The organism is Paenibacillus elgii NBRC 100335, assembly GCF_004000865.1.
In the GTDB taxonomy this organism is placed as follows: Bacteria; Bacillota; Bacilli; order Paenibacillales; family NBRC-103111; genus Paenibacillus_G; species Paenibacillus_G elgii.
On the sequence record NZ_BIMB01000007.1, the window covers coordinates 167,274 to 187,549 of the forward strand.

Here is a 20,276-nt window from a genome sequence, read left to right on the forward strand (position 1 = left end):
TTTAGTTGTTTTTCACCTTCAGCTTCGAAAAGAACCGGACGATGTCGCCGCGGGTCTGCGCCTGCGAGAACTCGATCAATTTGTCGTTCTTATCGAAAGCCTGTGCCTCGACCAAAATACACGGGCTGTCGTTGCCGATGCGCAGCAGCTTGCTTTCCGCTTCGTCGCTAAGGGAAATCCGCATCGTCTGGTCCGCGCGGACGAGCTTGATCCCGTAACGCTCCTCCAGCACCTGATACAAAGAAATGTCTTCCCCATTCATGTGAGCTTCGATTCCCGGGCAGTAGGCGTAAGGAATATACGAAAGCTCGATGGAAACGGGAATTTCGTCGGCAAAGCGGACTCGTTTGAGCGACCAGATCTCCTCTCCTTCCGAAATCCCGAGCATCTTGGCCACGAAGCCGTTGGCCGGCTCCTTCCGCTTGTGGACCGTGTTCGTCGAAGGCCGAAGCCCTTTGCTCAATATCGTTTTGGAGAAGCTGGAGAATTCGACAAAATCCAATTGAATCCGCCGGGTCGTCACGAACGTGCCCGATCCGACGACCCGCTCCACGAAGCCTTCCCGTTCCAAAATGGAAATCGCATGACGCGCGGTCATCCGGCTGATCTGATACTGCGCGGCTAACTCACGCTCCGAAGGAAGCTTGTCGCCTTGCTTCCATTTCCCGCTTTCGATTTCTTGGATGAACAAATTTTTAATTTGTTGATAAAACGGGATATGATCTCCTGTTTTATTCATATAGAACCCCTGTCATGCTTTTAATTAGCGAATTACCGTCAAAGTTGACGGCCAAATTTCAGCGTAGCAGATGATCGTAAATACGGTCAAGGAAGCGGAGAAGCCTGCAATTCTCCGATGACGTCCTCTAACGGACGATCGGCCATGGAACGAAGATGGCCGTCCACGCTGCCAAAGACCAGTTGCTCGGTAACCGGATTCGGAACGATGACGCACCATAGACCGGCCGCTTTTGCGGCGGCGGCTCCGTTGGCGGAATCCTCGAAGGCCAGAGCTTCATGCGCCTCGATTCCCAACGCTTGGATTGCCTTGAGATACAGCTCGGGGTCCGGCTTCACATTCGCGACGTCGTCTTTGGTCTTGATGACCTCGAACGAATCGAGCAAACCGAATCTGCTCAGGAACGATTCCACCCACGCCCGATCCGAGCTGGAAGCCAGCCCCACCTTCAGCCCCAGCCGTTGCGCCGCTTCGATATATTCTGCTACCCCGTCGCGCAGCGCGACCGTCTTCATCTTTTCGGCATGAAGCTTAGCTGCCGCCTTCCTTACTTCGGAGATTTCCGTCCGTCCTTCGGCCATTTGCCGGATATAGGCCTCGATCTGCCCTCCGTGCGACCCGACGCAGGCCGCGAATACTTCTGTAGGAAAGGGGATGCCGTAGCCGCCAAGCACCTTGGCATAGCAGTCGAACCATGCGGATTCCGTATCCACGATTAAACCGTCGAAATCAAACACAATCGCTTTAATAATAGCCGCTCACTCCTGCCGTTTCTGTCGCTCCGGTAAGCCGGCGGTATGCCCGCCAGCCCGCAGTCCGCCGGATGAATGATTCCCCTGCATCGCGCCCGGATAGCCATCCGATATTGGTATATACCAATATTATATGACTTCCTCCGTTCCCGCAAGTCTTTTCTTCCCGGGCTTGGCGAAGAACCGATAGAGTACGTCAAAAAAGGCCTTCGGCGCCCGAAAGCAAGGTTTCTCCCTGCTTCCAGACGGCCCAAGGCCTGCTGCATCATGGCAAATCTTTTCCTTCGGCGGGTTACCGCCCGAAGCGTTCTCCGAACCAAGCTGCAGCCGCATCCGCTTCCATCGGCGTAAGCTGATGGCCGTACCGCTCCCAGTGAACCGTCACCGCAGCTCCCGCCCCGCTAAGCAGCCCCTCAAGCTCCTCGGTTTCTTGGGCCGAACAGATCGGATCATTCGTCCCCGCTCCGATGAAGATCGGGATACCGGACAAATCCGGGAGCTCGATGCCCCTCCGCGGAACCATGGGATGATGCAGGATCGCGCCTTGCAGGGCGTTCCGGTAATGGAACAGCAGACTGCCTGCGATGTTGGCTCCGTTCGAATAGCCTACTGCGACGAGGCGGCTGCGGTCAAATCCGTATTGCGCGGCAGCCTGATCCAGAAACTCGTTGACTTCCTGCGTGCGGAAGACAAGATCCTTTTCGTCGAACACGCCTTCAGCGAGCCGCCGGAAGAAGCGGGGCATGCCGTTTTCCAGCACATTGCCCCGAAGGCTGAGTACGGAGGAATCCGGCGCTATACGCTTCGCCAGCGGCAGCAGGTCCCGCTCGGTTCCCCCCGTCCCGTGGAAGAGCACCAAGGTCGGCGCTTCTTCCAGGCGGCCCTTTTCAAAAATATGCTTCATGGGCGTTTCCCCTCCAATGCTCTCACTTGAATCGGCAGCAGATTCGCCTCAATCGCGGCACGATGGGGCTCATACCACGCGGGCAGCATTAATTTCTCACCCAGCGTTTCGGCGGGTTCGTCACGGGCGAAGCCCGGCGGATCGGTTGCGATCTCGAAGAGAATGCCCCCGGCCTCGCGGAAATAGAGCGCGTTGAAATATTGGCGGTCGATGATCGACGTCGGGCGGTAGCCGTAGCTCTGCACTTCGCCCTGCCACTGGGCATGCTGCTCGAAATCCGCCGCGCGCCACGCGATATGATGAATAGTGCCCGCACCTTCGCTGCCCCGGCTCACAGCCGCGAGCGGGACATCGATCACGTTACCGAACTCCCCAGCGGACCGGAAGCGGGCGTACTCGCCGTCTTCCGCGACCTTCTCCAAGCCGAGCAGATGCACCAGCGCGTCTGTCGTTTTGTTCGGATCGGTACTGAATAGAACGGCGCCCCCGAAGCCCTTGATCGCTTTGTCAGCCGGAATCCCGCCGAACGACCAGCCGCTGTTCGGGCCTTCCTCCCGCTCAACCAGCTCCAGCCGCAGCCCTTCATTATCTTCGAATTGCAGGAACGTCTCCGAGAAGCGGTTTGCTCTCGTTACGGCAATCCCGAAGCTTGCGAGACGGTCCTCCCAATACCCCAGAGCGCCTGTAGGGACGGCATACGTCGTTATGCCGACTTGACCGCCGCCGACCCGACCTTTGCGCGAAGTCGGCCATGGGAAGAACGTTATGATCGTTCCCGGGCTTCCCGCTTCGTTGCCGAAGTACAGATGGTATACCTCGGGAGCGTCGAAGTTGATCGTTTTCTTCACCAGACGCAGCCCCAGAATACCTGCATAAAAGTCAACGTTCGCCTGCGGATCTCTTGCAAATGCCGTAATATGATGAATACCGGATGTTTGTAATGTCATAAGAAAATCCTCCTTTAGATTTAGGTCATTTCATGACTTAGTCATTTCATGTTCTGTGCCAAATTATTTAATGAGCGCATCCAGCGAATAAGCGCCGGCGCCCGTCAAAGCCACGCCGATAGCGACAACCAGCAGCACGAGTTGGTATTCGTATCCGTTGGCGGTAGACCACAGGCCGTTTGGACCGTGCACCTTCACGATCGCGCCGACCATGGTCGCGGCAATCAGCACTGCAGCCAGCGGGGTAAGCAGACCGGCTGCAAACAGGACGCCACCGAGCAATTCCATCAGCCCGGCCAGTACCGCCATAACGACGCCCGGCTTGATGCCGACCGACTCCATCCACCCGCCGGTTCCTTTCGGACCGTAGCCACCGAACCAGCCGAACAGCTTTTGCGCCCCGTGCCCGATAAACAGCAGCCCAACCACCAACCGAACCAACAACAATCCTAATGCCAACATCATCATCATCCTCCATTATTTTTAATTTGTTATTCTTAATTTTAAGATATTTGGCGTATCTTCCTTAAAAATATATTGCCGCATAGCTTACGACATCTCGGCGCTACATTCACGGCTTTATTTATTTTACGACCTTATGTCTCACAGCCAAATGCCGCATTGCTCGCGGCCTTATCCTTCCAAGCCTTCACCTTTATGCCAAGCAAGCCGCCTTGCTTCCCTACCACACGGTCAATACTTTCCCCCATCGCTCGGTACTTTTGTTCGCTATCGTTTGTGCACCCTGAACTCCTCCTTGCGGATATCTTTAATTTAATTATCTTGATTTAAAGATAAATCATTTTACGATCCGTGTCAATAGTCAATTTAGAAAAAAATCAGGTTCCGGACTTCGTCCTGACCGTCCCGTTCGGATGCCCTACCACGATCAGATCCGCCATGTTGACGAACAACCCGTTCTCCACGACTCCGGGCAGCTTGTTCAGCTCCACAGTCAATTCGCCGGGATTCGGAATCGACCCAAACCGGCAGTCGATCACGTAATTTCCGTTATCCGTCACGAAGGGAGCCCCGTCCCTCATTCGCAGAACCGGTTCGCAGCCCATTTGCCTCAGTTGCTTGCTTGTTATCTCCCAACCGAACGGCACGACTTCAACGGGAAGCGGAAACCGGCCCAATTCGGGCACGCATTTGGAATGATCAACGACGACAATGAAGCGGTCCGAAAATGACGCAATCATTTTCTCCCGCAGCAAAGCTCCTCCCCCGCCCTTGATCAGCTCATCCTTCGGACTGACCTCGTCCGCACCGTCCACGGTCAGATCCAACGGAACTTGCAGCCGGGCAAGCGGAAGAAGAGGAATCCCCGCCTCACGCGCCAGCTTTTCGGTCTGGACGGACGTCGGCACAGCCTCGATCCGCAGCCCTTCCTTAACCAGCTCGCCGAGCCTGACGATGGTCCAATATACCGTCGATCCGGTTCCAAGGCCGATTCTCATCTCATCGCTTATGTACTCCGCCGCTTTCTCGCCGGCTGCTTTTTTTGCATCCATATTCATGGCCCCCGATCGTGCAGACTTTTCCCCCTGCAGCCGGTAGACCGGCAGGACCTAACCTCCTCACCGGTCCGCTGCTGCTGGTAGACTCTTTAAGTAAAAATTTTAACACGCTCTTCCAACGGTTTAAACTCCTTGTCGCCAGGAGGCGCCGTAGGCTTGCCGAACGGCATCTGGGCGATAAGCTCCCACGTCTCCGGCAGGCTCCATTCCGCTCTCACCTGCTCGTCGATCAGAGGATTGTAATGCTGCAGCGATGCCCCCAAACCTTCGTTCGCCAGCGCGGTCCAGATGACATACTGAAGCATGCCCGACGATTGCTGGGACCAGATCGGGAACCGCTCCTGATAGGTGGGGAACTTAGCTTGCAGCTCTTCGATCACGGCCATATCTTCGAAGTACAGAATGGTGCCGTAGGCGGCCCGGAACCCGTCCATGCGCTTCTGGGTCGAGGCAAACTGATCTTCCGGCACAATCGCCTTCAGCACCTGCGTCGTAATCTCCCACAGCTTATCATGATGCTTTCCGAACAAAACAACCGCCCGTGCGCTTTGCGAGTTGAAGGAGGAAGGCGTGTGCTTCACCGCTTCATAGACGATTTCCCGGATTTTATCGTCCGGAACGGTCGATTCTTTGCTTAATGTGTAGATGGTTCGCCTTTTCTCTGCCAAGGTTAGAAATTCATTTGCCACTGTTCCACATCTCCTGTCGCAAATTGGGTATTAGCTTTACACCTCTTACAAGCTTCCCGAAAACCTATCGCCTTTATTCGTTGACTTTTGTCTCAATAAGCTTCCTTAACCGTTCTGCCCCATCCGTAAACCGCACTCTACCATCTGCGGTGCCCCGCTTCCGCTGTCGTTCTATGCCTGATGAACCGAAAGTATGCCCTCCTGCTGTGGCGCCGCAGGTTTGCTTTCCCATACGGTGCTTGGAATCTCGCGCCGCAGCTCCGGGGCTACATCGGACGCGAACCGTTCCATCTGCTCGCGCTGCTCCGCTTCCGTCAATCCGTCGACACTGATACTGAGCACCTGATGTCCGTAAGCTTGATGGTAATTCAGAATCTTCTCTATCACGAAGTCAGCGCTGCCGACCAGAACGGGGCCGTTCTTGATGTTATCCTCCAGATCCCGGAAGGGCGATTGGTTATGCTGGGCTGCTGCTGTGGAGATAAAAGCGTCGTAGTAAGGGCGAAAGCGTCTGACCGCCTCCTCGGAGGTGTTCGCCAAATACAAGCTGCCTGCGCCTGCACCGACGACGGCGTCCTTCGGATCGCGGCCATAATAGGCCCAGCGTTCACGGTAATGATCGATTAGCGCTTTATACTTGCCTTGGGGATGAAACGTATTGGACGAGAAGATCGGCTCGCCGTATTTTGCGGCCAATTCGGTGGAGATCGTGCTCGATGCGCTGCCGTGCCATACGGGAATAGGCTGCTGGAGAGGTCTGGGCTGTGTGGTCACGTTGTCCAGCAACGGGCGATAGCGGCCCTGCCAGGTAACGTTCTCTTCGTTCCATAATCGCTTGAGCAGAGCATACCGTTCCGATAGCGATTCCCACTGCTCCTCCTCGGTGATGCCGAAGAGCGGATAGTGCCGGGGATCGTTACCCTTGCCGATGATCAGCTCCAGCCGGCCGCCCGAGAGGTGGTCGAGCGTAGCGTAGTCCTCGGCCACACGCACCGGGTCAAGCACGCTCAGGACGGTCACGGTGGTCAATAGGCGGATTCGCGAGGTTCTGGCCGCGATAGCGCCCAGAATCACCGGCGGCGAGGAGGACAGGAACGGGGCGCCATGCCGCTCGCCCACGCCATAAGCGTCGAAGCCGAGCTCCTCCGCGAGCATCGCTTGCTTCAGCACGTTCTGAAATTTCTGCTGCGCCGTCAAAGCTTCCCCCGTCACGGCGTTGGGGAGATTCACCACAAGGCTGGACAAAACAAATTTCATTCACGCGGCCTCCTTCGCTGCAACGAAACCATTGATTTATGAAAATGTTACCATACGACCAGTGAACCGACAATGATTTTTTCTTACTATTCCAATTAATTTACTATGTATAAACATCATAGCTGTACAGCGTGCCTCGGGATCTTCCATTAACGGAAAATCCTTCTCAGCTGCAAGTTGAGTGATTCGAGCAATTAGCAAGTGGGTGGGCTCCTGCATAAGATGCCTTATCACTTATAGAAACACCGATACCCCTTCATAAGGAGTGAAGTCTAATGGCATATATGCCTTCGTCCCCCCCTCCTCCATTCGTCCCAGAAGAACCTGCTACCTCTTATATTATTGACTGCGTACATCAATACACCTATGTCTGGTTATGGAACGGTGACAGCTTCTGGTTTTACCCGACTCGGGTTGAGTATGGAGAAGTTTCAGGCTATCGTTGGAATGGGCGATTCTGGTCATATTATGGAATAGATCCAAGATTGATCAGATCCGTTTCATGTCCTCCCGTTCCCACTTTATATTAGAAACCATATCAAATCAGCAGCCTCGTTGTGCTAACGGGCAGGGTGAATGAATTAACATTTGAATCCATATCGTCATTTCTTCTGCCCTTAGTTCAGTGTCGTGCGGGATCTACATACATATGCATTACTGATATGCGTAACTCTTGCCGCAATCTTGTTCCACAAAAAAATCACCCAAGGCGAAACTGGTACAACATTATTTTGGTGCTGATACTTTTCATATTAATTGGAGTTGCTATTATCCTAATGATTTTCTCTTTCCGTAAATAGAGAAAAAAGCCTGCATCTCTGAATGCACAAAAGCCGTTTTTGTATTGTTCCAGAAAATCAATATCGCCGCTCCACATTACATTTTCCCTTGGATTATCCACTTTCTTATGGTGACAACTCCCAGAATGATTACCGCTGATAGCAAAAATGAAATAATGAGGTACATAATTCTTACACCTTGGAGCTCTTCCCATTTTATAAATATGAACATAAAAAGAGCGATATCTAATAAGGTCAAAAATATTTGTGGAATAATCCAAACCAAACGTAACTTACTGTTCTTTATGTTGATCCCCCCTTTCGAAAATTATAATTGTGGATCTTCGAGCATCAGTACCCTATTCATTGGCCCTTACCGCAAGGATTTCGAACAAGAGGCGTCTTTTTCGCGGAAATTTTTGTTTACAGATTATCTACTGGGATATCTAGCTCTTTACGTAATTCTTTTACTGTTTTTTCCCGTTTAGATAGGCTTGCTTTTCTTTTTTGAACCTTTCAATTTCTTTTTTGATCTCTTCGGCTTGTTTTAAAAACTCCGGATTTTGTTCTCTTTCCGCGCGTGCTTTCAGCTCGACTACTCCCGTGCCCATACCGAGAATGCACGAATCCAATTGCACTAAGAAATGAGCTTCATCATCCGGGTCCGTTTCTCGCCTTAATTTTTCTTTCTCGATATCGAGCTGTTTGAGTCTTTTTCCTTCTGCAACGACGGCGTCCTGTTCCTCTTTGGTTTGATTCGGCATCGCATTGAACTTTTTCTGTTTAGCAGCAAATTCAGCTTCAAGCTCCGCTAATTTTGCCAGTTTCGCGGACGGATCAACCTTTGCGATTGCAGAAGTACCGATAACGCCGAGTGCAACTACACAGCACAAAGCAGTTGCTATTAAAGCGAATTTTTTATTCATTCTGTTTTCCTCCGCTTCCACTCAAATTAACCAATCTTCCCTGAAAATATAAAACAATACTACCACAATATCCCATGCCCTTTGAATGCCATTAGGTGAAATAAAAAAATTTAACCCTGAATGGGATATTTTCGAGTTACCGATCGTGTTGTATGTAGGAGGCGAAAACATGGAAAGCAATTCTTTAGCGCGTACGGATAAAGAATTGGCTGAACTCTATCAACGGCATGCAGATCTAGTTTATAGGTTGTGCTATATCTATTTGAAAAACCCTGTTGATGCAGAAGACGCTGTTCAATCTGTATTTATAAAGCTCATCCAATCTCAAATGATTTTTAATGATCATGAGCATGAAAAGGCGTGGTTGACGGTAACTACCCGAAATTACTGCAAGGACATTTTAAAAAATTGGTGGAGAATCCGCCGTGTGGCTTTAGACACTTTACCGGAAGTTCCTTCTTGGAACGGTCATGAATCATCAGGGAAGGTGCTTGCCAGACTGCTTTCACTACCCGAAAAATACAAAACCGTGTTGTATCTTTACTATTTCGAGGAGTACTCGGTAAGAGAAATATCAGAGATGGTAGGACACAAGGAAAGCACGATCCAAACGCAGCTTTCCAGAGGCCGAAAACTCCTTAAAATGGACCTGGGAGGGAATTATCTTGAGTGACAAGCATATCAATCGGCTATTTGAAGCACTTACGCCACACACGGAGCAAAAAGAAAAAATGTTTCAGAGCATTTTAATAAAGAGCCGGAATGAAAATAAAAGACGGAGAGAGCTTGCTCCCGTGAAACGTTGGAGACCTGCCATTCTGTGTGCCATACTGATTGGCTGTTTAACCTCAACTGCTTTGGCAGCGGCATATATGGGATTGGATGAAGCATTTTTAAAATTTCTGAAGCCGGTAAATCAGGAGCAGGCACAATATTTGTCAAATGGCGCTTATGTGATTAACAAGCAAGTGGAAAACGAAAATGGAACGCTTACCATTAAGCAAGCGATCGGCGACAGTAATACGACCTATATCCTAATGGACTTTACGGCTCCGAAAGGCACGGTGTTAAATGCGGAAGGATACCGTTTTGAGTTTCCCCATCTTACCTATGATGGGGCGGGACGTGATAAATTCTGGAGTAGTTACGAGTTCCAAGTGCTAGACGATGGCAATCCTAATGACAATAAAATTAGCTTGGTTTTGAGTATCGGGACCGACAATTCCATAGCAGGCAAAGGCAAAATCTTTGATTTCTCAGTCGAAAATTTACAAGCAGTCAATCCGCTTACGAAAAATTTTGAAACAGTTATACCGGGTTCTTGGGGAACAGCGCTTAAGCTGGATTTCAAGGATACTTCTCGTCTTTATCAGATGGATCAAGACATCACCCTGTATGGGTATAAGGCCGTTTTCAAAACGATCTCGATTTCGCCCATTTCAATAACTTTAAAGATTGACAGCAATTACTTGGAAGAAATCAACAATTTCACTCTCGGTTTGAGGCAAGAAGATGGTGAAGGCGCCTATTTGGATCACTTCCCAATCACGATAAACTACAAAGACGGCACCTCAGAAACGACAAACCTTTTAACCGGTTCAACTATAAAGGATTTAATGACCGGCCAAATGACCACGACCAAATCCTTCAAAAATCTTATCAATGATAAGGAAATCGCGTCTGTCGTATTTTTCGGTAAAGAATTTCCGATTAAAGACTGAATCTCCGCTACATTAAAGTAAGCGTCAAATGCACTCATGCGTGCCTGGCTTGGCTATACGCGCTGAGGGTTATTTGACGCTTCCCTATGAACCGGCCGGGGCCAAGTCGGCCGCATCCCCGATACGAAAATCACGCATATGCAAATAAGCTTCCTCACCGGAAGCTCATTTGCATTGAATATTTATTTATCCTGCCTCATTGTGATATCGATAAATATTTTCCGTATACAGGGTGATGACCTGATCGTAGTCCGGATATGGATATGCCAGAGTCTTCGTTACAGCCTTAGAGTATTTTCTGAATAACTCGTAACAGATGAACAATGATTTCCACATATTGGGATAACTATTACCGGAGCAGGTAGCAAGCAAATCTTCCCAACTATCCGCCGGGAGGTAACGGTCGATAAATTTGTAATTCTTCCCTACGCTAAAGGAATAGCCAAGCTTGGAGCCGATTTCCCAGGACATCATTCTTAACAAATTCGGACGAACAATTTCATTCAAGTGATCGACTGCGAAAAGTATTTCCTTTCTTGCCAGCCCTTTCACCACATAAGTTGATGTCATCCAAAATTCGTTGCAGCAATCATCGAACTCTTGTGCGGTCGGTTTTTTGATCCAGTATTGACGGTCGTTTGCGATGACTTTATGTTTAACGATCCCGTCCTTATCGAGCAAGATCTTAACCAAGCCGTCGCTTTGTTCAAAATAATCGTCCACTTCGTTTAGCGGAATAAGGGTAAGGTCCAGCTTATTGCCGTCTTCGAATAGAATAATGTACGAAAACCAATTGCCTAATTCAGATGGAAAAAGTTCCATAGCTTCGGGTTTTTGCATCATAGCCCGTTTTCCGAAACTTGTTAGCCATTCATCGTTTGCTTTAAAAGAATCCATATCTGTTACAAAATAAGCAATATCAAAATCTTGAAACGGATCGGAGGGGATATTGGGGTTCGTACGGGAACCTTCCAATGTAACCAATCTGATTCTGCTATCATTTGCGGCCAGACCGACAAGAATCTCCATCATTTCTTGTTCATCTTTCACGATTTAATCCTCCATTTTCGTAGAGTCGGCTGATGCGTAAACGTTATCGAGATAGGCAACGGCAACTTGCTCGGCTTTCGTTTGATGCACCAAACGATCGGAAGAAAGACGAAGACGTCGATATAAAAGAATAGACGATTGCAAGGCTTGGTAACAACTTTCCAAATGATAAGAAGGCACAGTTTGTTTCAACTCCTCAACCGCGCCGACCGCTAATTGCTCGATTCTTCTCGTACCATTGGGGAGCCGTCCGTTTTCGGCCAAAATCAACGGCCCCAGTACAGCGCTGCGTATGCAGCAAAGAATATCGATCACTTCAAACAACTCACCTCTCCCCAGTTTCGCTGCTCCGCTATGAATCCATATCCAAAACCGGTCTTCGATCCATTGAGGATCGGGGTGCGGGTAGCAAGGCACTGTACTGCGAAGTATACCCCGGATTTCCGTCCCCCTTTCCCAAAGAATGACAGGGTCCTCAATTCGTTCTTCCAGCTCCTTGGGCATCAAAAACTTGTAATCGACATGAAGCGGCACGGAACCATCATATAAGCAGATGACCAGCTTCGGCTCTCCGACATGTTCGCCGGTCAAAACCGACAGCACGGTACCCAGGCTCTCCGCCATATGTATACGTTGCTGCATGATTTCGTCCCGATAATCAGGATGATATACCACGATAAGATCCAAATCACTGTACTCATCCATGGCACCCGTTATCATGGAACCGCCCCCAAGGAGCCCGATGATGCGATGATCTTCAATCAATTTCATTTTAACGGTCTCGATAAAATGTTCATATCGGAGAAGCATGATTCAAAACACTCCTACCAGTAATTTGGGCATTTCGCCAGAATATCACTTTGCAAACCTCTTGTCAAAATCAACTTGTCATCTCAAATTCCTTCATGCTAAAGCAGCTCAGACCTGTTTGTCTGAAGCCGCTTTGTTTTTCGTATCTCCTGCGGGCCATGCAGCTCCGCCCCAGTCGCTCTACCACCTGTTCCCCCGCCGCACCTCCTCAACGATGGCCCGAACCCCTTCGCCGATCCGCTCCCGCTGCGCCCGCGAAACGCTGATGCGGATAAACTTCTCCCGCTCCGCGTAATCCGCCAAATAGAACGGCTTGCCGGAAACGACGCTGACCTTCCTCTCTGCAAGCCGCTTCATCAGACGCTCGATATTAACCGTCCGCGGCAGCTTGAACTGGACATAGACGCCGTAGCGGACGTCCGCGGCTTCGATCAGCCCCGCTTCGTTATGCCGCCGCAGTGCCTCGTTCAACTCGCGCATCCGCTCCTCGTACAAGCCGTAGATTTTGTGCTTGTGCCGCTCGTACATGCCGTTCTTGATGTAAATTTCGAGTGCCGCCTGGGAGAGCAGCGAGGTGTCGGGGTAATGTTTGTACTTCTGGTACGTCTTCAGCAGCCGCTCCGGCAGCACGACGGCTCCGAGCCTCAGGCCGGGAAAAATGATTTTGGAGAAGCTTTTCAAATAAACGACGTGCGAGCTCCGATCATAAGCGTGAATCGGGTCGAACCGCTCGGCGCCGAGGTCCGCCATATAATCGTCCTCCACGACGTACACGTCGTATTTGCCGGCCAGACGGGCGATCGCCTTCCGCTCCTCCGCGCTGTACGAGGTGCCAAGCGGATTGTGGTATCTCGACATCGTGTAAAAAAATTTGATGCCGCCGCTGCGGAACTGCTCCTCCAGCTCCTGCAGATCGATCCCCTTCGCCGTCCGCGCGATGCCGCGAACCGGAATGTCCTCCGCCTCCAAATAGCGCAAATACAGATCGTAACTCGGCTGCTCGACCAGAATGGTCGACTTTCCGTTCGGAAACGGCATCTTCGCCAAAATTTCCAGCACCTGCTGCGCGCCCGAGCTGATGAGAATCCGCTCCGCCTTGGCAAACACCTGATCGCCAGCCAAATGGGAAACGAGCGTCTGGCGCAGCGTCTCCAGCCCGTGCGAATCGCCGTAAGTAAACAGATGGTATTTATACGTATCGATCGCCTTGTTCAGACAATGCTGGAAATCCAAATACGGAAACACGTCCAAATCCGGCGACGCCGAAGCAAAATCAATCGTTTCGCTGACCGTCTCGCTGCGCCAGTCTCCCGACTTCTCGACCACATAATAGCCGCTTTGCGGGACCGAATAGATCGCGTGGCGCTTTTCCAGCTCCGCATAAGCCCGGATAATCGTGCTGATGCTGCAGCCGTACTCTTCCGCGGCGCTGCGGACGGACGGCAGCTTCCGGCCGGGACCGAAGTAGCCCTCCCGGATTTTATGCTCCATATCGGATAAGATCGCGACAAACTTTTTCATAATCCGCCCCCTTGCTCCTCTTATTATACACGAATCCGATCAACTGTACCGATACAGTAGCAACAAAATGACATTGTCCAGCTTCCCTATTGGCCTTACCTTATAAGTAACGGGTTAACGAACGCGCACCCGACTGTCCAGGAAAGAAGGTTGTCCCCCATGAACCAAAACGGATTAAAGCTTGCTTATGTATTCGCCATACTGAATGCGGCGATTATCGGATTCTCGTTTCTGTTTACCAAAATCGCGCTCGAGCACGCGCACCCGCTCGACACGCTGACGTTCCGTTTCGCCGCATCGTTTGCGGTTATGTCAATCCCGGTCGCGCTGGGCTGGGTCAAGCTGACCTACCGCGGCAAGCCGCTGGGGAAGGCGCTGCTGCTGGCCACGATGTACCCGCTCGGCTTCTTCACGCTGCAAGCGTTCGGGCTGCAGCACGCCACCTCGGCCGAGGGCGGCATTCTATATGCGTTCACCCCGGTCGTAACGATGGTGCTCGCCGCGGTATTTTTGAAGGAAGCGACGAGCATGCTGCAGAAGCTGTCGATCTTCCTGTCGGTCTTCGGCGTCGTCTTCATCTTCGTCATGAAAGGAAGCCGCATCGACTTGTCGAACATGACCGGGATCTTCCTGCTGTTCCTGACGTGCGTCGCTTTTGCCGGATATAGCGTGCTGGCCCGTTCGCTCTCGAAGCAGTTCAGCCCTGCGGAAATCACGTATTTTATGCTCGGCGTCGGCTTCGTCGTGTTTCTGATCGTGTCGCTTGCCAGCCATGCGTCCGCCGGAACGCTTGACCAATTTGTCGCGCCGCTGGCTAGCGGAACCTTTCTCGTCTCGATCTTTTATTTGGGCGTGATCTCCTCGCTCGTCACCGCCCTGACGGCCAACTACATTTTGTCCAAGATGGAAGCTTCGAAAATGAGCGTGTTCAGCAATCTGGCGACCATCGTCTCGATCGCGTCCGGGGCTCTGTTTCTTGGGGAAGAGGTGACGGTGTACCATCTGATCGGGTCGGTCCTGATTATTGCCGGGGTCCTCGGAACGAACCTTTTGGGGCGGAAAAAGACGGCGCCGCAAGGGATTCGTACGAAACGTGCGGAAGCGTGAACCAATATGCCAAAAAACAGCCAGCCCCTGATCTTCCGGAGGATTGGCTGTTTTCGCTACTTTAGCTTGAGATCGCCCGGCGGCCTGCGGGAAGCTCTTACTGCTTAACTGCCGCCGGCTCCTCGGGCGTTTCCCGGCGAATGAGCAATGCAGCCAGCAAGCCGATACCCAGAATAAGCGCCAGCAGCACGAAGGTCAGCCCATAGCTGCCGGTTTCCATAAAACGAATGGAGATGAGAGGTCCTAGACTTGTTCCGGCAAATAAAATAAACGTGTAGACCGAAACCGCAATCCCGCGCGATTTGCCTCCCAATTGGCCGACGAGCGAAACCAGCGCCGGCACGGAGAGCGCAATGCCCGCCACAAAGACCAGGCTCAGAATAACCAGCAGGGGCAGGCTGGACAGAAGCCCCAACGAAGCGAGGCCCGCCATCGCCAGCAGCAGTCCGCCGCGCAGAACGGCACGAACGCCATAACGTTTGGCCAAACGCCCGGACAAAGGAGACAGCAGCATGCCGATCACGCCGATGGAGCGCACATACAAAACTTCCTGCTTGGTCAGCCCGAAGTCCGGTCCGCTCAAGTAGCTGCCTAACACCGTGTACATGCTGACAAACGACATGAGCAGCACCAGAGCGACAGCATAGCTGAGGAGAAGGTATTTCTGCGAAAATACGCTGCCGATTTGCTTCAACGGCTCCCAGATGTTGGCGTGCGCCTGTTGAATCTCCCCTTTCGGCAGCAACCGGATAACGAGAAACGCCGTCACGGCATAGGCTCCGGCGAGCACATAAAATACCGCATTCCACCCGTATTGCTGGGTAATTAAACCGCTGACGACCTGCCCTGCGATTCCGGCAACCAGGAAGCCCGTGCTGATAAATCCGATTGTCGTCACCCGTTTTTCCGCGGGGAACATTTCCACCGCATAAGCAAGCGCCACCGGCGAGAATGTAGCTGCTGCAGCGCCTTGCAATCCTCTCAGCACAAGGAGCCAGAAGAAGCTGTCGATCACGCCGAGCAGCAGCGAGATGATCGTTAACGCCATAAGTCCGATCACGATGACCTTTTTGCGGCCGTATTTGTCAGACAACGCGCCATAAATTAGGCAGCCGACCGCAAAACCGAGGGAAAATACGCTTCCCGCAGCCGCTGCTTGGGTCGGCGTAATGCCGAACAGATCGGCGAATAAGGAAATGAGAGGAATGGTGACGTACAGGCTCGACATCACCGCCATGCCGGACCAGCACAGCACCGCCGTCATCAAAGAATAGTTTCGCTTAGGAAGGGATGAATTCTCTAATTGCAACATAAAGCACCTCTTTCGAATTTCGAATCTTGAATTTTAAATAAATCAGGATCAAGCCGTCTCGACGGCCGTTTGCGGAAACTGCATATCGTACAAGGTCTTGTAGCGGCCCGAGCGTCGAAGCAAGGCTTCATGCGTGCCTGTTTCCACAACCTGCCCTTTTTCCAAAACGACAATCCGGTCCGCATGCTGAATCGTGGACAGGCGGTGCGCGATGACCAGGCAGGTCCGCCCGGGAAGCAGCCGGGAAAGAGCCTTTTGAATCAGCTGCTCGGATTCCGTGTCGAGCGCCGCCGTCGCTTCGTCCAGAATGATCAAGCGCGGATTTTTCAGCAGCGCCCGGGCAATCGACAACCGCTGCTTCTGACCGCCCGACAGCTTGACGCCCCTTTCCCCGATCAACGTATCGTAACCGTCGGGAAAAGCCTCGATAAACTCCTGCGCATTCGCCGCTCTCGCCGCCGCTTCGATCTCTTCGGGAGACGCGTCCGGCTTGCCGTAGGCGATATTGTCCCGGATGGTGCCGTTCAGCAGGATCACATCCTGGGATACGATGCCGATTTGCCGACGAAGTGACTCCAGGGTGACTTCGTCCAGCGGATGACCGTCGATGAAAATCACCCCTTTCTGCACATCGTATAAACGGGCGATCAAATGAGCGACGGTCGATTTGCCCGAGCCGGACGAGCCGACCAGCGCCGTCACTTGGTTGGCACGGATTCGCAAATGAAAATTTTGCAGAACCGGCACATTCGCTTCATACGCGAAATCCACATCATCGAAGAAAATATCCCCTTGGATCACCGGTAAAGCAACCGCATTGTCTTTGTTGCGGACCTCCGGCAAGGTCATCAACACTTCGTGAATTCGTTCGTAAGCCGCGGCCGATTGTTGAATTCGGCTGACCATGCGGCTGAAGGACCGAATCGGGCCTTGCAGCAGGCGCAGGTAAGCGAGAAAGGCTACGATGTCGCCAACGGTAAGCCGTCCGCGCATTACCTGCCATGCCCCGAATAGCAGCACGAGGGCCATTCCGATGGAATTCAGCACGTCGATGATCGGAGAGAACAAAGCCGACAACCGTGAAGCCGCCACGGTAGCGTTCCGGTTCTGCTCGCTCCACCCGGCGAACCTCTGTGCCTCCTCGTGCTCGTTCGCGAAGGATTTAATCATCCGGATTCCGGACAGCGTATCCTGAAGATGATTGCTCAGCTCGGCAGAGGACTGGCGTACCGTCCGATAAGCCGACTTGATGCGGCGGCTGAAAAACCGCGACGTATAGAACAGGAAGGGGAACGTGCCCATCAGCAGAAGCGCCAGCTCCCAATCGACATAGAGCAAATAACCGCATACCGCGATAAAGGTGAAAAAATCAGCCGCGATGGATAACGTATCGGCAGACACCAATTCCTGCAGCTGGTTGACATCGCCGGTGAGCCTGGTCATGAGATCGCCGGTACGATTGCGCTCGAAAAACTTCAAGTCCAGGCTCAAGGTATGCCGGTACAGCTTATTCCGCAGCCGCAGAATGGCCCTTTGACTAACAAGCGTCATCATGTAGCTGCTGCAAAAGCGAAAAGCTCCCAGCAATAACGCAGCGCCGACAATGCAGCTCCCTATCTCAAGCAGCGCATCGTATCGCCGGTCGGGTATGAGCTGGTCGATGACGACTTTAGTGAATTGGGGAATCCAAAATTCAAGAACAGAAATCCCGACAATCGCCGCACCCGCAAGCAGGATTAAAGGCCATTGCCCGCTCGCTTGCGCAAGCAGCTCCTTGAACATTTCCGCAAATTGTTTCCGTCCCTTCATGGCATCACCTGAATTTCCTTTTTCAATATAGTAAGACTATCTAACTATTATTCTAAAAAAAATTATCTCCCTACGCCTATTTTTGTCTCGATGCTTCGATGCAGCTTGCCCAGGATCTTCTCGAATACGCTGCGTTCCTCGGCATCCAAATCGCCGAGCAGTGAAGCGCAGGTCGACCAAAAGGTCGGCAGTACTTGGTTCACCAAGGCCCGGCCTTCCGGCGTAATGCTGACATGAATCATGCGGCGATCCTTAGCGCTTTGTTCGCGGGAAACCCAGCCTCGTTTCTCCAGCCAATCCAATAGAGCCGTGACGGAAGCGCGGCGGATTCCAAGCCGGTCTGCGATACCGGAAGGCGTAATAAGCTCTCTGCCTTCATGCAGCATAAGCAGCAATAACATATCCAGCTTGCTCTCGGTAATGCCAAAAGGAGCCAAATCGACGTCCATCACGTCGAGGATGTTGTCGCTAAGCCACAGCATGACCAGTCCCATCCGAATCGATTTGCGGTCCGCATCTTGAGCTGCCGTTTTGTCCATAAGTTCCAAATAGGGGTCGATACCCAGCGCAGGCAGCTGTTGATCCGCCGTGCATTCATTCCCCGTTTTTCGTTCCATGCCATCACCCTTCAACGTTGCATCCAAAATAGTTAGACTATCTAACTATGACTATAACTTATTTTGCACCGTCCTGCAAGCCTTAAACTTCGGGCTATGTCACTGCGGCGTTGTTCAAAGCATCTTTACGGGCTGGAAAGTCGGGGGCGCATGGCCCCACTAAGACGTATATTCGTGAACGAGCTGCCGCAGCGCTTGCTTCGCATCGCCCTGGAACCATCCGCCATGATAGCAAATAAGCCGCTCCACGTCGTAATCAAGCAACCGCCGCACGGAACGAACGGCCTCCTCCAAATCTAACGTGAATTGCGGATTCGCGATGTCCAGCTTCCCCTGCTCGATGACGACGGCGTCCCCGGCGATCAGCGTCCGGCTCTCGGGAAGATACAGCGAAATATGCCCGGGCATATGACCGGGCGTGTGCACGATCTCGATCCCGCCGCACCATGGCAGTCGCTCCCGATCGACAACCGTCCGTTCGACGGCAGCCGGCTCGATCGACTGCAGGAAGCGAATAAACTGCTCCGCTTGCGGCTTCGCATCTTCCGGCAGGACGTCAAGCGTCGATTCGGCCTGCTCCAGCCTGAGCGACTTCTTCGTCCCGGCGATATACGGCGCTTCCGCCTCGTGCGCGATGATCTCAATCCGAGGGAAAGCCCGCTTCAACGCGGCCAGCGGACCCATATGGTCCATATCGTGATGCGTCACAATCAGCTTCGTAATCGAATCGAGCCGAAGGCCGCAGCCGATGACCGCTTGCTCAAGAAGAGGCACAAAATCCGGATACCCGCAATCGACAAGAATAACATCTTTTTCGTCTTGAAGCAGCACCGGGGTAATCGTTTGCTTTTGTCCGCTGTACTCAAACTCGATATCGAGCAAATGACAATGGTTCATATTTACCTCCAGATTCAATATTTTGCGTTCCCCTCTGGCCGACAGCGCAGGTACATCTTACCAGATGGTCCTTTTCGTTGTCACCTATTGTTGTCATCACAGTAATATGAATTTCTCCGATAACCCAGTCATATCACATTAATTCATTTTGGGAAACTATATGAAATTAATATCACTACTTCCCTAAATAAAGTTTGTGTATATATAATATCGCTGTAGAGTCCGCACATCAATTTATGATTTGGAGGAAATATTTCATGTTAGCCCAAAAAAAATCAATTTCATCGATCGCAGGTATGACGATCATCATCGGTACCGTGCTGCTGACGGCGGCGTGCGGGAGCATTACGAAACCGGCCGATTATGAATCGAAAGCCGCCGAAGCGCCGGCCAAAAAAGACATTCAGCTGTTGAAGGATCTCCCTCAGCCGGTTACGATGACGATCGACCCGTCGTTGGATACCAAAGAAGCTACGGCAATGGTGCAGACCGCTCAGCGCTTCTACGCGTTCTGGAATACTGGCAATGAGGAGTTCCTTTCGCAAGCGGTCGCATCCGGCTTTACCGACAACACGCTGCCCAAGGGGCGGCCTCAAGGGCCGGATGGCTTGTCCTTCGCCTCCCGCAATTTTCGCAAAGCCGTTCCCGACTTGCAGTGCAAAATTGAAGATTTATTGGTCATCGGAGACAAAGTAACCGCCCGTCTTTCCTTCACCGGCACGCATAAAGGCGAGTTCTTGGGCAAAACGCCGACCGGCAAGCCCATTCAATTCATGGCGATCGATGTGCTGCGCATCAAGGACGGGAAGCTCGTTGAAGACTGGCACTTGGAAGACAATTTAACGCTTATGCAGCAGCTTGGCGTCGTGCCCGAAAATTAATGTAAAAAGACTGGGAAATCGGCCTGCGTGAAGCTGAG

General features: G+C 51.9%; 20 protein-coding genes. 4 read left to right on the plus strand and 16 right to left on the minus strand.

Features of this window, described 5'->3' with window-relative positions:
* Position 1 precedes the first annotated feature (1 nt).
* The 9 genes from PEL01S_RS07830 to PEL01S_RS07875 all read right to left on the minus strand — a co-directional run bounded on the left by PEL01S_RS07830 (position 2) and on the right by PEL01S_RS07875 (position 8,513).
* Positions 2–739 carry a GntR family transcriptional regulator gene (locus tag PEL01S_RS07830; RefSeq protein ID WP_127459932.1) on the minus strand — a complete coding sequence of 246 codons (738 nt, stop codon included), beginning with the start codon at positions 737–739 and terminating at the stop codon, positions 2–4.
* 86 nt (positions 740–825) lie between these two features.
* Entirely contained in the window at positions 826–1,491 is a 666-nt protein-coding gene (locus tag PEL01S_RS07835; protein WP_127459933.1) for an HAD-IA family hydrolase, read from the minus strand.
* A gap of 292 nt (positions 1,492–1,783) precedes the next feature.
* Positions 1,784–2,395 carry an alpha/beta hydrolase gene (locus PEL01S_RS07840; protein ID WP_127459934.1) on the minus strand — a complete coding sequence of 204 codons (612 nt, stop codon included), beginning with the start codon at positions 2,393–2,395 and terminating at the stop codon, positions 1,784–1,786.
* Positions 2,392–3,342: a ring-cleaving dioxygenase gene (locus tag PEL01S_RS07845; RefSeq protein WP_127459935.1), complete on the minus strand. Its 951-nt coding sequence runs from the start codon at positions 3,340–3,342 to the stop codon at positions 2,392–2,394. The genes PEL01S_RS07840 and PEL01S_RS07845 overlap by 4 nt, the downstream gene beginning before the upstream one ends.
* Before the next feature lie 63 nt (positions 3,343–3,405).
* Positions 3,406–3,804, minus strand: coding sequence for a DoxX family protein (locus PEL01S_RS07850; RefSeq protein ID WP_063182957.1), 399 nt, complete (start codon positions 3,802–3,804; stop codon positions 3,406–3,408).
* Positions 3,805–4,181: 377 nt separating this feature from the next.
* Positions 4,182–4,856, minus strand: a complete 675-nt coding sequence (rpiA, locus tag PEL01S_RS07855) for a ribose-5-phosphate isomerase RpiA (protein ID WP_127459936.1) — start codon at positions 4,854–4,856, stop codon at positions 4,182–4,184.
* A 95-nt stretch (positions 4,857–4,951) separates the two neighbouring features.
* Positions 4,952–5,551, minus strand: a complete 600-nt coding sequence (locus PEL01S_RS07860; RefSeq protein ID WP_127459937.1) for a nitroreductase family protein — start codon at positions 5,549–5,551, stop codon at positions 4,952–4,954.
* A gap of 171 nt (positions 5,552–5,722) precedes the next feature.
* Positions 5,723–6,808, minus strand: coding sequence for an LLM class flavin-dependent oxidoreductase (locus PEL01S_RS07865; RefSeq protein WP_127459938.1), 1,086 nt, complete (start codon positions 6,806–6,808; stop codon positions 5,723–5,725).
* A gap of 1,246 nt (positions 6,809–8,054) precedes the next feature.
* A complete protein-coding gene (locus PEL01S_RS07875; protein ID WP_063182904.1) occupies positions 8,055–8,513 on the minus strand; it encodes a hypothetical protein in 459 nt (152 codons plus the stop codon).
* Between the two features lie 169 nt (positions 8,514–8,682).
* Here PEL01S_RS07875 and PEL01S_RS07880 point away from each other — a divergent pair, with 169 nt between their 5' ends.
* Both PEL01S_RS07880 and PEL01S_RS07885 read left to right on the plus strand, forming a co-directional pair.
* Complete coding sequence (locus tag PEL01S_RS07880; protein ID WP_127459939.1) at positions 8,683–9,186, plus strand: RNA polymerase sigma factor; 504 nt, start codon at positions 8,683–8,685, stop codon at positions 9,184–9,186.
* The gene (locus PEL01S_RS07885; protein WP_127459940.1) at positions 9,179–10,234 is read left to right on the plus strand and encodes a DUF4179 domain-containing protein; all 1,056 of its coding nucleotides are present in this window, start codon (positions 9,179–9,181) and stop codon (positions 10,232–10,234) included. The genes PEL01S_RS07880 and PEL01S_RS07885 overlap by 8 nt, the downstream gene beginning before the upstream one ends.
* Before the next feature lie 186 nt (positions 10,235–10,420).
* On the opposite strand, the gene ant(6) is transcribed toward PEL01S_RS07885, so the two are convergent.
* The 3 genes from ant(6) to PEL01S_RS07900 form a co-directional block, all read right to left on the minus strand.
* On the minus strand, positions 10,421–11,284 hold the full coding sequence (ant(6), locus tag PEL01S_RS07890) for an aminoglycoside 6-adenylyltransferase (RefSeq protein ID WP_127459941.1): 864 nt from the start codon (positions 11,282–11,284) through the stop codon (positions 10,421–10,423).
* Between the two features lie 3 nt (positions 11,285–11,287).
* Positions 11,288–12,094: an oxalate:formate antiporter gene (locus PEL01S_RS07895; protein ID WP_127459942.1), complete on the minus strand. Its 807-nt coding sequence runs from the start codon at positions 12,092–12,094 to the stop codon at positions 11,288–11,290.
* Between the two features lie 180 nt (positions 12,095–12,274).
* Positions 12,275–13,615 carry an aminotransferase-like domain-containing protein gene (locus tag PEL01S_RS07900; protein ID WP_127459943.1) on the minus strand — a complete coding sequence of 447 codons (1,341 nt, stop codon included), beginning with the start codon at positions 13,613–13,615 and terminating at the stop codon, positions 12,275–12,277.
* Positions 13,616–13,774: 159 nt separating this feature from the next.
* Between PEL01S_RS07900 and PEL01S_RS07905 the strand changes: the two genes are divergently transcribed.
* Positions 13,775–14,722, plus strand: a complete 948-nt coding sequence (locus PEL01S_RS07905) for a DMT family transporter (protein WP_127459944.1) — start codon at positions 13,775–13,777, stop codon at positions 14,720–14,722.
* A 97-nt stretch (positions 14,723–14,819) separates the two neighbouring features.
* Here PEL01S_RS07905 and PEL01S_RS07910 read toward each other — a convergent pair whose 3' ends face one another.
* From PEL01S_RS07910 to PEL01S_RS07925, 4 genes are all read right to left on the minus strand, one after another.
* A complete protein-coding gene (locus PEL01S_RS07910; protein ID WP_127459945.1) occupies positions 14,820–16,034 on the minus strand; it encodes an MFS transporter in 1,215 nt (404 codons plus the stop codon).
* A 48-nt stretch (positions 16,035–16,082) separates the two neighbouring features.
* Positions 16,083–17,843 carry an ABC transporter ATP-binding protein gene (locus tag PEL01S_RS07915; protein ID WP_127459946.1) on the minus strand — a complete coding sequence of 587 codons (1,761 nt, stop codon included), beginning with the start codon at positions 17,841–17,843 and terminating at the stop codon, positions 16,083–16,085.
* Positions 17,844–17,905: 62 nt separating this feature from the next.
* Positions 17,906–18,460 (minus strand): MarR family winged helix-turn-helix transcriptional regulator, encoded by a 555-nt coding sequence (locus tag PEL01S_RS07920; RefSeq protein WP_127459947.1) that lies wholly within the window; start codon positions 18,458–18,460, stop codon positions 17,906–17,908.
* Between the two features lie 159 nt (positions 18,461–18,619).
* Complete coding sequence (locus tag PEL01S_RS07925) at positions 18,620–19,357, minus strand: MBL fold metallo-hydrolase (protein ID WP_127459948.1); 738 nt, start codon at positions 19,355–19,357, stop codon at positions 18,620–18,622.
* A gap of 257 nt (positions 19,358–19,614) precedes the next feature.
* Here PEL01S_RS07925 and PEL01S_RS07930 point away from each other — a divergent pair, with 257 nt between their 5' ends.
* Positions 19,615–20,238, plus strand: coding sequence for an ester cyclase (locus PEL01S_RS07930; protein WP_127459949.1), 624 nt, complete (start codon positions 19,615–19,617; stop codon positions 20,236–20,238).
* Positions 20,239–20,276: the final 38 nt, after the last annotated feature.